The sequence below is a fragment of the Pelovirga sp. C15f genome, from assembly GCF_057178085.1.
This window is the reverse complement of sequence record NZ_JBXUCV010000002.1, coordinates 754,160-768,024: the sequence shown is the minus strand read 5'-3', so window position 1 is coordinate 768,024 and position 13,865 is coordinate 754,160. Positions and strand designations below refer to the sequence as shown.

General features: G+C 53.2%; 11 protein-coding genes. 6 read left to right on the top strand and 5 right to left on the bottom strand.

Translation table 11 applies throughout. From position 1 onward, the window contains the following. The first annotated feature begins 30 nt into the window (after positions 1–30). From rdgC to AC1931_RS08760, 3 genes are all read left to right on the top strand, one after another. Entirely contained in the window at positions 31–1,197 is a 1,167-nt protein-coding gene (gene rdgC, locus AC1931_RS08770; protein WP_483876872.1) for a recombination-associated protein RdgC, read from the top strand. A gap of 69 nt (positions 1,198–1,266) precedes the next feature. After that, positions 1,267–3,429, top strand: coding sequence for a SpoIIE family protein phosphatase (locus tag AC1931_RS08765; RefSeq protein WP_483876871.1), 2,163 nt, complete (start codon positions 1,267–1,269; stop codon positions 3,427–3,429). 15 nt (positions 3,430–3,444) lie between these two features. Continuing rightward, positions 3,445–4,689, top strand: a complete 1,245-nt coding sequence (locus AC1931_RS08760; protein ID WP_483876870.1) for a phospholipase A — start codon at positions 3,445–3,447, stop codon at positions 4,687–4,689. Positions 4,690–4,776: 87 nt separating this feature from the next. Here the strand turns inward: AC1931_RS08760 and AC1931_RS08755 are convergent, their stop codons facing one another. The 3 genes from AC1931_RS08755 to AC1931_RS08745 form a co-directional block, all read right to left on the bottom strand. Further along, a complete protein-coding gene (locus tag AC1931_RS08755; protein WP_483876869.1) occupies positions 4,777–6,099 on the bottom strand; it encodes a glutamine synthetase family protein in 1,323 nt (440 codons plus the stop codon). 119 nt (positions 6,100–6,218) lie between these two features. After that, on the bottom strand, positions 6,219–7,295 hold the full coding sequence (locus AC1931_RS08750; protein WP_483876868.1) for a KamA family radical SAM protein: 1,077 nt from the start codon (positions 7,293–7,295) through the stop codon (positions 6,219–6,221). Positions 7,296–7,378: 83 nt separating this feature from the next. Continuing rightward, complete coding sequence (locus tag AC1931_RS08745; RefSeq protein WP_483876867.1) at positions 7,379–8,044, bottom strand: GntR family transcriptional regulator; 666 nt, start codon at positions 8,042–8,044, stop codon at positions 7,379–7,381. Positions 8,045–8,465: 421 nt separating this feature from the next. On the opposite strand from AC1931_RS08745, the gene glnH reads away from it, so the two are divergent. The 3 genes from glnH (at position 8,466) to AC1931_RS08730 (ending at position 10,876) form a co-directional block, all read left to right on the top strand. Next, positions 8,466–9,200: a glutamine ABC transporter substrate-binding protein GlnH gene (gene glnH, locus AC1931_RS08740; protein ID WP_483876866.1), complete on the top strand. Its 735-nt coding sequence runs from the start codon at positions 8,466–8,468 to the stop codon at positions 9,198–9,200. 175 nt (positions 9,201–9,375) lie between these two features. Further along, positions 9,376–10,101: an ABC transporter permease subunit gene (locus AC1931_RS08735; RefSeq protein WP_483876865.1), complete on the top strand. Its 726-nt coding sequence runs from the start codon at positions 9,376–9,378 to the stop codon at positions 10,099–10,101. A gap of 34 nt (positions 10,102–10,135) precedes the next feature. Then, positions 10,136–10,876, top strand: a complete 741-nt coding sequence (locus tag AC1931_RS08730) for an amino acid ABC transporter ATP-binding protein (RefSeq protein ID WP_483876864.1) — start codon at positions 10,136–10,138, stop codon at positions 10,874–10,876. 17 nt (positions 10,877–10,893) lie between these two features. Here AC1931_RS08730 and aat read toward each other — a convergent pair whose 3' ends face one another. Both aat and clpA read right to left on the bottom strand, forming a co-directional pair. Further along, complete coding sequence (gene aat / locus AC1931_RS08725) at positions 10,894–11,574, bottom strand: leucyl/phenylalanyl-tRNA--protein transferase (RefSeq protein ID WP_483876863.1); 681 nt, start codon at positions 11,572–11,574, stop codon at positions 10,894–10,896. An 8-nt stretch (positions 11,575–11,582) separates the two neighbouring features. Further along, entirely contained in the window at positions 11,583–13,829 is a 2,247-nt protein-coding gene (gene clpA / locus AC1931_RS08720; protein ID WP_483876862.1) for an ATP-dependent Clp protease ATP-binding subunit ClpA, read from the bottom strand. Positions 13,830–13,865: the final 36 nt, after the last annotated feature.

Here is a 13,865-nt window from a genome sequence, read left to right as displayed (position 1 = left end):
TTTTTTTCTCAATTCACTAAAGGATTTTTCATGGGCTTCTTATCTGCCTCTACCAGCATTTGTTATTTCCAGGTCAAAAATGCCGAAAAGTTTCACGACAATGATGATCTGATCCGCAGTAAACTTGCGGCTGAAGGCTTCCGTTCCATCGAACACTCGGCGGAAGAGCTGGCAACCGGCTGGGTCGCCCTTGATGATGATGACGACGGCGAATTCACCTCTCCCCTAGGCCTGCGTCGCGATCAGTATCTCTGTTTCAGCCTGCGCCAGGATCGCCGACGTGTGCCGGGAGCACTTCTCAAGCGCCACTTTGGCCATTTATGCGGGCAGTTTCTGGCAACGCACCCAACCTATCAACGGGTCCCTAAGTCTCAGCGTGAACAGTTGCGCGATCAGGCCCGCGAAGTCCTTCTCGCCCGCACCCTGCCGGCCCCTGCGGTGACCAATCTGGTCTGGGACACAAATCTACAACTGATCCGCTTCTGTTCGTTGGGAAAAAACACCCTTGACAGCTTCCAGAGTCTTTTTCACCAGACCTTCCCCGGCCTGCGCCTGCAGCTCATGCCGCCGCTGGAGCGAGCCGCACGGGTACTGCCGGAAGAGTTGCACGAATCCCTCGGCAAAGCCAACCTGGCACAAACTGACAGCACCCTCGAACTTATCGAGGCCAATCGTTGGCTGGGCAGTGATTTTTTCTATTGGCTTTTTTTCCGCACCCTCAACTCAGACTCCCTTTATGGCGTCAACGTGTCCGGCCCATTGCTCGAGCAGCAACCCTTCCATGCTTTTCTCGATAACCGCCTGGTGCTGGTGGGCGGTGGCCAGGAGGGGATACAGAAGATTGTTGTTGCCGGCCCGCAGGATCATTTCCTCGAGGTCAAGGCTGCTCTAAATCAAGGAAAGCAGATTGAAGAGGCAACTATCCATCTGCGTCAGGACGAAGAGCGCGCCTGGAAGCTGACCCTTAAAGGTGAGCGTTTTTCCTTCGGGAACTTCCTCACGCCGATGCTGCGCCCGGAAAAAGATCCGGACAGTGATCCGGCAGCAGAAGCAGAGGCAGCCTTTCTGACTAAAATGGCGGCGGTACTGGAAGGTGAGCAAATGTTCGACAGTCTGTTAAAATCATTTTTAAGCACCCGCCTTTCACCTGCCTGGTTGGCGGAAGAGACTAAGATTTCCAACTGGCTCAAGGAATAAGCCTGTATACTGTACTGATCTGTTGGCAGGAACAAAACCCGAAAGCTTGGCGACAAAGGTGTCCAGACCATGAATTTTCGCACCAAACTGCTGCTCTTGCTACTGACGATCACCCTGCTCCCCCTGGGGCTGAGTTTTCTCGCACAGCGCAACCTGGTGACCTACTATGGTAACAAGCTGGCCGATGATACCCATACCCTGATCAACGATAACGCTGTCAATCTGCTGCATGTGCTGGTCGATGATTATGGCCGCATTTTAAGTCGTGACCATTCCATGGCACGCTTTACTCTACAGGCCCAGGCCCAGGCGGTGAGACAGGCCTTTATTGCGCCCCGACCCAGACTTCACACCCCGGTCTATCTGGCCGGAGATTTTGATCATCCGCTCAGGCAACCGGCCGACCTGAGTCCCTCACCTCTTCATTTGCGCCGTGCTCCGGACGGCTCGTTAAAACCGATGGCGGTTTCCTGGGATCATCAGGTCTTTTATCTGGTGGCTGATACCGACCCTGCCGAGGTCGCTGAGCAACTCCAGAGGATGGCCGACATGACCCGGATTTACCGCTCTTTGCAACAGATCGAGCCGGATCTGTTTCTGTGGCAATACACGGCACTGACCAGCGGAGTTCATTCGAGCTATCCCGGCAAGGGCGGATATCCGGCGGACTATGATCCCCGCCGGCGCCAATGGTACCAGCAGGCCGTTATCAATGGCGGGACAGTGCAACAGGTCTTGACCGATGTCACCACCGGTTCCCTGATTCTGACCCTGGCCCAGCCTGTTTATGATGATAAGGATGAATTGCTCGGGGTCACGGCCCTGGACATTGATTACCGCAAACTCTTCACCGACTGGAATATCCCTCCCCAGTGGCATGGGGTCACCAGAAGCATGATCATGCGCTTCGACAGCAATGGAAGCGATCCGACCAGACAACTTGAAATTCTTCTGACCAACAGCGACAACGGCGTTGTCCGCGACTGGTCATTGCCTTTGACGCCGGAGTTTATTGATCTGTCAGACCCGCAGCTTGAACCGGTAGCACGTGATTTACAGCAAGGGCGCTCTGCTGTCAGAAAGGTCGAATATGCCGGCGAGGAGATGCTGTTTGCCTATGGCGTCAATCGCGACGCCTCTCCTTTTCCGCTGGTGATGGTTCCTTATGATCAGGTCATTGCCCCGGCGGCACGAGCTCGCCAGGCCGTTAACCGGCAGATCACCCTCGGACTTTCCTTCAGCGCCCTGTTGACCCTGGTTGCGGTACTTGCCGCAGTACTGCTGGCCCTGCGGCACGCCCGCCGCGTCACCGATCCGATTACCCAGTTGGCAACAGCCGCACAACAACTCACCCGGGGAAAGTTTGATACGCGGGTCGATATCCGCACCAACGACGAACTGCAAAACCTCGGAGAAATATTCAACGGCCTTGGAAGTCGCCTCAAAGAGCGCGATAAGCTCAAGCAATCCCTCGAGCTGGCCAAGGAAATCCAACAGCAGCTATTGCCCCGTACCACCCCGCGCTACACCAACTTTGAACTGATCGGGGTCAGCCGTTACTGTGACGAAACCGGCGGCGATTATTATGATTTTATCCCCTTACAAGAGGCTGAGAATAAGTCGCTGGGGGTGGTGGTTGGCGATGTCTCCGGGCATGGTATCGGTTCAGCCCTGGTGATGGCCAGCGCGCGTGGTGCGCTGCACACCCTGATTAATTACTACAGTGACGATCTGCCCGGCATGGCGGCGGAAATTAACCGACAGTTGTCTCGCTCTACCGATGATTCAAGCTTTATGACCCTGTTCTTCGGAGCACTGGACCCTGAACAGCGTACTCTAAACTGGGTTTCTGCCGGTCAGGCTCCGGTATTCCTCTATCGCTCACAACCAACCGGCGAAGAGATTGAAGAACTGCAAAGTTCCGGTATCCCTTTAGGCATCATCGCCGCCAGTGACTATGCAATGGAGCCGGCTATTCATTTTAATCCCGGCGACATATTGCTGATAAGCACCGACGGCATCTGGGAAACCCATAACTTCGCCGGCGAAATATTCGGTACCCGGCGCCTGTGCGATATCCTGCGACAGTCAGCTGATCTTACAGTGGACAAAATTGCTGATCGGATTTTTGTTGAACTCGACCTGTTTCGCGGTGATCGCACTGTTGATGATGACCGAACACTGGTATTGATTAAGGCAATCGACGCCACGAACACCAACCAAACCATCTAACCGGGCAAAGGCGTCATGATGAAATGCCATCAACCCTGGCGGCGGACTTATCTGCTACGCCATGTAGCGCTGGTTGCCCTGACCACCCTGCTGCTGTGCGTCCCTGTTGGTGCACAAGAGGGTCCGGCACCACTATTGCGTTTTCCAACGCAGCCACTGACCGCCGGCCAAAGCATAAGCTTTTTCGCCTACTACCATAATGAAACCAGCGAGGTTCTGCCCCTTGCTCTCCCACATGATCTACTGCTGGAGTTGATCACCAGCAGCGGCACGACACGCCTGGTTCGCGCCCAGGCAATGTCAGCGATACAACCGGCTGAACTGCAACCCGGGCAGTTTTTCCGCCTTGAGTATCAGCTGGTGCTGCCTTTGGATCTGTCGGCTACTCTTGAAGTCCGACTGGCCGAGAGAACCGGTGCCGTCACCCTCATCGATGTCGCGCCGGCATTTCATCCGGCTGATCTCGCCAAATCCGGCGATGATAGCGCTCCTGCGACGGTGTCTTATCTGTCCCTGAAGGATATAGAGTCCCTCTATCAATCTTACGCTGCTGACCTGTTCACTTATGAACCGATCTATTTTCTGGTCGGCAGTGATCCGTCCGAGAGCACGTTTCAACTGAGTTTCAAATACCGCCTGCTCAATCGCAGTGGCACTTTGAGTCAAAAGTATCCGTGGCTGAGCGGCCTGTTCTTTGCCTATACGCAGACATCTTTCTGGGATCTGGCCTCCGACTCCATTCCTTTTAACGACACCAGCTACAAACCGCAGCTCATGTTTCAGACTGAAAACTTAAGCCGTTTTGATACCATGGCGGGCTTTTTTATGCGTTCCGGCCTGGCTCACGAATCAAACGGTCGCGCTGCAGACGGGTCGCGCAGCACCAATTACTTTTACATCAAGCCGATGGCGGTTTTTTACCATCAGGCCTCACGTCTGGGCATCATGATCAGCCCCAAGTTTCTGGTTTATGTGAATAATGAGAACGACACCAACCCCGATCTTCCCGATTACCGTGGCCATGTTGAACTGGAAACCCGCATCGGCAGGGCCCACAGCCTGATGCTGACCACCAACCTGCGCTTCGCCCGCAAAGGCACCTCGGTTCAGGCCGACCTGACCTACCCTATTGATCGCCTGATCGGCAACAACCTGAATGTCTATCTGCATCTGCAATACAGCAACAGCCTGGCTGAAAGCCTGGTCAACTATGAAAAACGAACCGAAGTTTTCCGCCTGGGGCTGTCATTTTTCCGCTGAGTTGTCCCTGCTTAAGCACGCAGTAAAGGGCTTCAACCGATAATCGCGAAGCCCTTTACTGTTTCCCGTCATTTACCTTTCGCAGAATCAGATATTCAGATACTTCCGGTGCTCCATATCCGTAATGGTGGTGCGATGATCTTCCCACTCGGTCATTTTGATGCGCATGTAATTATCGAACAAGTCGTCGCCTAACACCTCAGGCATGAACATGCTGTTTTCCGCCTCCATCAGCGCCGGGAAAAAATCACGCGGGATAAAACGGCGATCCAGCACCTTGGGGCGTTCGCCGCCTGGCTTTTTATAGGCGCTGCCAACATCAGCCGGGCCGGCATCGGCTTTATTTTTGATACCATCAAGACCGGCAAAGATCAGTACCGCAAACTGCAGATAAACATTGCCGGTGGCATCAGGACAGCGCAGTTCCATACGCGTTGCCTTAGGACTGGCGGCGTGGGGGATGCGGATCATCGAGCTGCGATTGCGTACTCCCCAACCGCGCACGATCGGGGCTTCCTTGTCGAGCACGTAGGCTTTATAGGAGTTAAAGGTCGCGGCAAAGATGATGGACGCCTCACGCGCATGGCCAATAACCCCGCCGACAAAATTCATCAACAAAGGGCTTAAGTGATGATCACAGGTCTCATCGTAACAGAGATTCTTACCCTCCAGATCAGTAAAAGACAGGTGAATATGAAAGGCGTTACGGTTAAAGCCGGTGAAGGGTTTGGACATGAAGGTAGCATGAAGTCCATAGTGGGCGGCCACCTCTTTGGTGACAAAATCAAACAGGATGGTACGATCGGCAACCGTTAATGGATCCCCCGGTTCCAGATTGATCTCATGCTGCGATGAGGTGACTTCGTGATGGGTCTTTTCGTACTTGATGTTGCACTTTTCCAGCACATTGACGATTTCCTGCCTGACCACCTCGCCAATATCCCCGGGGGAGGAGCCAAAGTAGCCAAGCTTGTCGGTATGGATATCGCTGTGGATTTCATCGCCGTTGAGCAGAAAAAATTCATGTTCGGGTCCGAGCATGAACCGCATCTGATATTCGCTTGCTCCTTTCTCCACCGCCCGCTCAAGGGCGTAGCGCGGATCGACACTGGAGCGCGATCCATCCTGATTAAAAATCCGGCCGACAAAAAAGCCGATTTTGCGGTCACCGAAGTCAACCAGACGAAAACTCTCGGGAACCGGCTTTAAAATCCGGTCACTGTTGTCAACGGTAGCGATCCCGGCAATCGAACTGCCGTCAATACCTACCCCTTGTTCAATAATAGTGTCGATATCCTGCGGATTGATGGAAAGATTTTTGGACCTGCCATTGAGGTCGGTAAAAAATATTTTAGTGGTATATGCCTGTTTTAATTGATCCCTGATCACACTGAAATCCGCACTGCCCATCGTTTCTTCTCCTGTGAAGAATGTTACAACATGATCATCATTGATCCTGTCTGCCGTTGTGCCGAACAAAAAAACCGGCTGTCGGCAAAAAAGCCGACAACCGGTCTGACGAATGCTCTTTATGCGGGCATATTAGGGATTTTTGTCGTTTCACCTTTATAGTTTCGCAAGGTGTATTCTTTGTCGTTTTTGTCAACAATATAGTAATCAGGCATCAGGGGGATCTTGCCGATATTGGTCGCAAGCACATACATCGGCTGAGCCAGCCCCGTTGTATGGCCCCGCAGGGCATCCCGAATCAACTCGGCACCCTTTTCCACCGGGGTTCGGAAATGATCGATTCCCGGTGCCGGCTCACAGTAAAAAACGTAGTAGGGACGAATGCGGGTGCGCAGCAACTTCTGGTGCAATTCCCTGAAAGTCGGCACATCATCGTTGATCCCTTTGAGCAGCACTGCCTGATTGCCGACATTGATACCGCAGCTGAGCAGTTCGTAAATAGCTCGTTCGGTCTCTGCGGTAATTTCCTTGGGGTGATTACACTGGGTATTGATCCATACCGGCACCTTGTGAAATCCGCCGATGGCTTTTTTAAGGCCCTCGGTAATCCGCTGCGGCAATACGATCGGCAAGCGTGAACCGATCCGAATCATCTCGACATGGGGGATCTCACGCAGCGCACCGATCAGGTAGGTGAGCTTTTCATCGGACAGCAGCAAAGGATCGCCACCGGTTACCAGCACATCGCGAATCTCCGGATGTTCGCGTATCCACTCCAGACCTTCCTCAACGTCAAACCGTAATTTCAGGTCCTGATCAACAACCAGCTCTTTGCGAAAACAGTGCCGGCAATAGATTCCGCAAACTTCCGTCACGGTAAAGGCTATGCGGTCCTTGTATTGACGGGCAATACTATCGGGACGCTTCTCCTCGGTGGCACGATTTTCTTTCCACATCAGATAGTCATTCATGCCGAACTCGTTGACCTTTTCCTTCATGGAAGGAATCACCTGCATACGAATCGGACATTTGGGATCATCTTTATCCATCAAGGAAGCAAAGTAAGGGGTTGTTCCCCAGCGTGTTTTGAGAGTCGTGATGGCGTGTCGCTCATCGTCACTCACGTTAATATACTGCTCCAGTTGCTCCAGGGTTCTTACTTCGTCACGAACTTGATCCATCCATGTTTCTGCCATCTTTTCATCCTCCTGGTCACCTCATTGTGGCCATTGTTATGGGTTAACAACGATCAGATTTTGACGATTTCTTATGCCCTGCTTCAAGCTACCGACACAGAATTCAGCGTCTGCACGGCGACAATCTTTGAACCGGTTTCCACATAATGGTCCCGGATAACCTGTTCAATCCGCCCCTTGTCACGCTCTTTGATGCTGGTGACAATAGCACGGTGACGTTGCTCAATTTCATCGGCTCGATACAGCATTCCCCAATGTTTGTAAAAAAGAACATGAAGTTTCAAACTCAGGCGGTTGGAATATTCCAGCAGCTGCTGGTTATCACTGCGAGCAACAAGAAAATCATGAAAATCACCGCCGATATCAACGACCTGTTTATGCTCCCCATTCCTGGCGGCCCGCCCCATGTCATCGACAAAATGATCAAGGCGCTCCAGATCCTGGGAAGTAAAGTGTTCACTGGCCGACATCACAGCATACCCCTCAAGAACCCCTCTGGTAGTGTAGCTGTCGATAATCTGCTTGGGGGTCATCACCGGAAGAAAGTTGCCGATCTGCGGCTTGTAGTCGATTAAACCCAGAGTCATTAATTCTTTCAATGCCTCACGAATCGGCGCACGACTGATACCCATCTCCAGCGCCAGGAGACTCTCCTTGACCCGATCCCCCGGTTTGAGTTGATCAGCAAGGAGCAGCTGATAGATGTGATCAATCACCTGATCCTTGTACGTTTTTTTTACAATCACCATGGCACCTCCGTTTGTCGATTGTCGACATTAGACACATGCGCCGCCAATGTCAACCAGGATCAGCGATGATTTTTTATTTAACGGGATCTGTCCAGCCCGATGCAGGGGCGGTCTTCATTGCGAATGCTCATATCTGAACACAGTTCCAGTGGGCATTCCGACAGGCTTTTGGCGTGGGTTCAGCTTTTCACTCGCAATTCGGCGTCAGAAGTTTTCAGTGCTAAGGGTATGGTCAATAGTTGCGAAGAAACATTTAACAGTTATAGTTGTTTAGAGTACTTCCTAAGATAAAGCCGGGAGACGGTGTTTACTTTTCATCTCAAAAAACGTAGTGTTTATAACGTAGTTCTAAAAAACTGTGTCCGGCACCCTATACCGGTATGTCGGTTTTCCCTCAGCCTGCATTCAAGGAGGTTTCACAATGAAAAGAATGACATTACTGTTGATAGCAACATTACTGATTTTTTCCGGGACAGCGTTCGCTGAAAAACTGAACGTCGGTACGGATACGGCCTTCGTTCCTTTTGAGTATAAAGGCCCGGATGGACAATACACCGGTTTTGACATCGATCTGTGGGCTGAAATCGCCAAGCGGATCGGTGTTGAATATGAACTGAGGCCGATGGATTTTAACGGCCTGATACCGGGCTTGACGACAGGTAACCTGGATGTCGCGCTGGCAGCTATTTTTATCAAGTCGGAAAGGGAAAAATCGATCGACTTTTCCCACCCCTATTTCAGAGCAGGGTTGATGACCATGGTTCCCGCAAACAACACCGATATCAAGGGCCCTGCGGATCTGGAAGGAAAGGTTGTTGCCGTCAAACTCGGGACCGCAACGGTTGAGTATGTTGAAAGCCTGAATCCTAAAAAAGTTGTCAAGTTTCCCAATATCGATCAGGCATACCTTGAAGTTGTAACAGGGGGTGCGGATGCCGCAATGCACGACACGCCCAACGTCCTTTATTACATCAAGACCGCCGGTGAAGGCCGGGTTAAGGCTGTCGGCGCCGATGTGAAAGCAGCACAGTATGGTATTGCTTTCCCGATGGGCAGCAAACTGCGCAAGCCGGTCAACGTTGCCTTGCTGGAGATGATGGAAGACGGAACCTATGCCGAACTCTACCGGAAATGGTTCGGCAAAGATCCTGAGTAATCACCAGCTAATCCACTAAGGCAGGAGGTTATGTCTGAGTGAACCGAACCACTTGCGGGGCCCCTTTTTCGTTTAAGGAAAGGGGCCCCCGCACTAGTCACCACTGACGCTGCGCTTCCCCCAAACCGAACAACTCGTTTCCAAACGAAAAGCAATTAGCCTTAAGAGAGATATCATGGGTTTTGAATTTTCAGTGATTACCGACTCCATCCCTGCGCTGCTGGTCGGTGCGAAACTGACCTGGATCATTACTCTGGTTGGTATTGTCGGTGGCATGATATTTGGTGTTCTTGCCGGGCTTGGTCGTCTGGCCGGCAGCGAATACCTGGGTGAGCCCCCGCATAATCGTCTATCCAAAGGGGTTTCTACTCTCATCCGCTATCTGTCGGGAGGCTATGTCGAGACGATTCGCGGCACACCTATTATCGTCCAGGCGATGTTTATCTATTTCGCTTTTCCGATGCTGGTCAAGACCATGACCGATATCGAACGTTTCCGCATTGAAGCCCTGACCGCAGCGATTATCACCATCATCATCAATGCCGGTGCCTATATTGCCGAAATTGTTCGCGGTTCAGTCATGTCGGTCAACAAGGGACTGATCGAGGCCGGACTGTCCCTCGGGATCAGCCGCTATCAACTGATCACGCACATCATCGGACCCATCGCCTTCAGACGGATGATTCCGCCGCTGGGCAATCAGTTTATTATCAGCCTCAAAGACACCTCCCTGTTCATTGTCATCGGCGTCGGTGAGTTAACTCGCCAGGGGCAGGAAATCATGGCCAGCAATTTCAGGGCACTTGAAATCTGGCTCACCGTGGCAATCATGTATCTGATCATGACAACAGCGTTGGCTGTGAGCTTGAGGACCCTGGAACGAAAAATGAAAATCTATTGACCACTGATATCAGACCCCACCCCAAGAGGAACACATGGCCCCCATTATTGAAATGCTCGATGTCTGTAAGTCATTCGGACAGACACAGGTCCTTAACAACATCAACTTAGCGATTGATGAGGGGGAAGTTGTGGTTATTATCGGCCCCTCCGGATCAGGCAAATCGACCCTGATCCGTTGCATCAACTGCCTCGAAATGATCAGCAGCGGCACCCTGATTGTCGACTCGATTCGCATTCCCGAGGAGCGCAAACGTATCCGTGAAATCCGCCTTGAGGTCGGGATGGTCTTCCAGCAATTCAATCTGTTCCCGCATCTGACCGCGTTGGGAAATGTCGCATTCGGGCCGCATAAATCGCGGGGCATGAACAAAAAAAAGGCCAACGAGATCGCTTCTGATCTGTTGGCAAAGGTCGGCCTGGCGGACTTTGAAGACAAACTGCCGGGACAGCTGTCCGGCGGGCAGCAACAGCGCGTTGCGATTGCCCGGGCGCTGGCGGTCAATCCGAAAGTTATGCTGTTTGATGAGCCGACCTCGGCCCTCGATCCTGAAATGATCGGCGAAGTTCTTGATGTCATGAAGAACATTGCTCAGGAAAGCGGTATGACCATGGCGGTTGTCACCCACGAAATGGGTTTCGCCTCACAGGTTGGAGATCGGCTGATCTTTATGGACGAAGGCAGAATCGTCGAAGAAGGCAAACCCGGGGAGGTGATGAAGAACCCGCAATCCGAGCGCCTGACGGAGTTCCTTGGACACGTTAAACACCACTGAAGACCCTCCGCGTTATTTCAGAAACAGCTGACCAACGGCCCATACGGGGGTACGGACGCCTGTTGCAGGTGGTCGGCAAACCGCTTGCGGGGAATCTCGCCGGCCCCAAAACTCAGCAGGTGGTCGGTGGTCTGCTGGCAATCAAGCAATTCAAATTGGCGCCGTCGCAGGTGCTCCATCAGGTGACAGAGAGCAATTTTTGAGGTACTCGTTTTGCGACTGAACATCGATTCGCCAAAAAAACAGCGGCCGATACAGACCCCGTAGAGCCCACCAACCAGAGTCTCCCCTTCCCAGCATTCCACCGAATGGGCAAAACCGAGCTGATGCAAACGCTGATAAGCGTTTTTCATGTCACTGGTAATCCAGCTGCCATGGCCGCCCGGTCCGGTACGCAGACGTCGGCACCAATAGACGACCGCTGCAAAATTTTCGTTAAAACTCAGGCGATAAGGATGTTTGCGCAGCAGTCGCCGCAAAGAACGCGAGACGTGGAAGTCATCGGGCAGAAGGACACAACGGGGATCGGGAGCCCACCAGAGGATCGGCTCACCCGGGTTATACCAGGGGAAGATCCCCAGGCTGTAAGCCAGCAGCAACCGCTCGGGAGAAAGGTCGCCGCCAACAGCCAGCAACCCTGATTCATGAGCAGCATCCGCAGGTGGAAACCACAGCTGGCGATCAAGCAGTACCGGCATAAAAACTGTCAGTGAAAACTGAAGGTAAATGCCCCCCCGCGGAGCCCAACGCGAACCTCACCACCCTGCTTCAACTCCCCAAACAGAATTTTTCCGGCGAGGGGATCACTCAGCTCCGACTGAATCAGACGTGCGAGGGGACGAGCGCCGAAGAGAGGGTCATAGCCCTGCTTGGCCAGTGCCCGCCGGGCTGCCGGAGAGACCTTCAGGCGGACCTCTCTTTCTGCCAGCTGTGCCGACAACTCAACCAGAAATTTATCAACAACCTGGAGCATCACGGTCTGATCAAGGGGCGCAAAATGGATAACCGCGTCCAGACGGTTACGGAATTCCGGGGTAAAGGCCTTTTCAAGAGCAATTTTGGGGGCGGCAGTAGAACGCTCGCCAAAGCCGATGGGGACAAGATTCATCTGGCGGCTACCGACGTTGCTGGTCATGATCAGAATCACGTTGCGAAAATCAGTCTCTTTACCGTTGTTGTCAGTAAGGGTGCCATGATCCATGACCTGCAACAGGATATTGAACAGATCAGGATGGGCTTTTTCGATTTCGTCAAGGAGCAATACCGACCAGGGGTTCTTGCCGACAGATTCGGTCAGCAAGCCGCCCTGATCAAAACCGACATAACCGGGAGGAGCACCGATCAGGCGTGCGACGGAATGCTTCTCCATGTATTCACTCATGTCAAAACGCAGAAACTTGACCCCAAGCTGATTGGCCAGCTGTTTGGCGACTTCGGTCTTGCCCACCCCGGTTGGGCCGGTAAAGAGCAACGAGCCGACCGGTTTTTCCGGATGACCGAGCCCGGCACGGGAACGATGAATCGCCCGCACCAGCGAATCAATAGCCGGATCCTGACCGAACACCACGCGTTTGAGGTCGCGCTCCAGATAGCGCAGACGTTGACGGTCGCTGCCACTGATTGACTTGATCGGTACTCGCGCCATGCGCGCCACCACCCGCTCTATCTCGTCAACGCCGACAGGACGATTGGGGGAACCGTCGAGACGATGCTGGGCGCCGGCCTCGTCAATCACGTCAATAGCTTTGTCAGGCAGATGGCGCTGGGGCAGGTGCTTGACCGCAAGCTTGACTGCCGCTTCGAGGGCTTCATCAGCATAACTGACCTTGTGGTAGCCCTCGTAATGGCTACGCAGTCCATGGAGAATAGCAGTGGTTTCCTCACTGCTCGGCTCGTGCAGGTCAATCTTCTGGAAACGCCGTGAGAGGGCGCGATCCTTGCTGAACAGATTACGATACTCCTCGTAGGTGGTTGAACCGATACAGCGTAGTTCACCACTGCCCAATGCGGGTTTGAGGATATTGGAAGCATCGAGGGAGCCGCCGCTGGTCGCTCCGGCACCAACAATGGTATGAATTTCATCAATAAACAGAATCGCCCGCTCGCGCTTCTGCAGGGCACCGACCACCGCCTTGAGACGTTCCTCAAAATCTCCCCGGAATTTTGTTCCGGCCAGCAAAGCACCCATATCAAGGGTGAAGATCTCGCTGTCCTTCAGCAGTTCCGGCACCTCACCCTGGGAGACCCGCAAAGCCAGTCCCTCAACCATGGCGGTTTTGCCAACCCCCGGCTCGCCGACAAACAGGGGGTTGTTCTTACGCCGTCGACATAACACTAAAATCGCCCGCTCCAGCTCTTCGCCACGACCGATCAGCGGATCGATCTTCCCCTGGTGGGCACGTTGGATCAGATTGATGGTAAAGGCCTCAAGGGGATCGACCGACTTCGGTTTCGGTTTAGCTCGTTCCGAAGGGGGCCCTTCAGTGGGGCGTTCACCCGGTTTGGGATTACTGGCGGCGGCGGGACGACCATGGGAAATATGATCGAGCAGATCAACCCGCTCAATCCCCTGGTTCTGTAAAAAGAAACAGGCGTGGGAGTTTTCCTCTTCAAGGATTGCCGCCAGCAGATCGCCGACACCAACTTCGGTCTGGCGTGCCGACTGCATGTGCATTACGGTACGCTGCAGCATCCGTTGCAACGCCAGGGTCTGGCGCGGCACATCTTCATCTTCTACCCCTTCGGCCAGATGTTCGAGATGGGCATCGAAAAAATGCTCCAGCTGGCGCTTGAGCTCCTCTGCATCGCCACCGCAGGCAAGCAGAATCTGCTGCCCCGCTTCTTCGAACAGCAGGGCATAGAGTACATGCTCGGTAGTGAGATACTCATGGCGACGACGCTGTGCTTCGCGCACCGCGAGGGTAAAAGCGATCTGGACATCCTGACTGAACATAATACCTGCCGTTTCTAAGCTCGGTGCTTTGGAAAA

Bases quoted from the DNA above. Each gene is read 5' to 3' on its own strand.
- rdgC (WP_483876872.1), top strand. From the start codon at position 31: ATGGGCTTCTTATCTGCCTCTACCAGCATTTGTTATTTCCAGGTCAAA.
- AC1931_RS08765 (WP_483876871.1), top strand. From the start codon at position 1,267: ATGAATTTTCGCACCAAACTGCTGCTCTTGCTACTGACGATCACCCTG.
- AC1931_RS08760 (WP_483876870.1), top strand. From the start codon at position 3,445: ATGATGAAATGCCATCAACCCTGGCGGCGGACTTATCTGCTACGCCAT.
- AC1931_RS08755 (WP_483876869.1), bottom strand. From the start codon at position 6,099: ATGGGCAGTGCGGATTTCAGTGTGATCAGGGATCAATTAAAACAGGCA.
- AC1931_RS08750 (WP_483876868.1), bottom strand. From the start codon at position 7,295: ATGGCAGAAACATGGATGGATCAAGTTCGTGACGAAGTAAGAACCCTG.
- AC1931_RS08745 (WP_483876867.1), bottom strand. From the start codon at position 8,044: ATGGTGATTGTAAAAAAAACGTACAAGGATCAGGTGATTGATCACATC.
- glnH (WP_483876866.1), top strand. From the start codon at position 8,466: ATGAAAAGAATGACATTACTGTTGATAGCAACATTACTGATTTTTTCC.
- AC1931_RS08735 (WP_483876865.1), top strand. From the start codon at position 9,376: ATGGGTTTTGAATTTTCAGTGATTACCGACTCCATCCCTGCGCTGCTG.
- AC1931_RS08730 (WP_483876864.1), top strand. From the start codon at position 10,136: ATGGCCCCCATTATTGAAATGCTCGATGTCTGTAAGTCATTCGGACAG.
- aat (WP_483876863.1), bottom strand. From the start codon at position 11,574: ATGCCGGTACTGCTTGATCGCCAGCTGTGGTTTCCACCTGCGGATGCT.
- clpA (WP_483876862.1), bottom strand. From the start codon at position 13,829: ATGTTCAGTCAGGATGTCCAGATCGCTTTTACCCTCGCGGTGCGCGAA.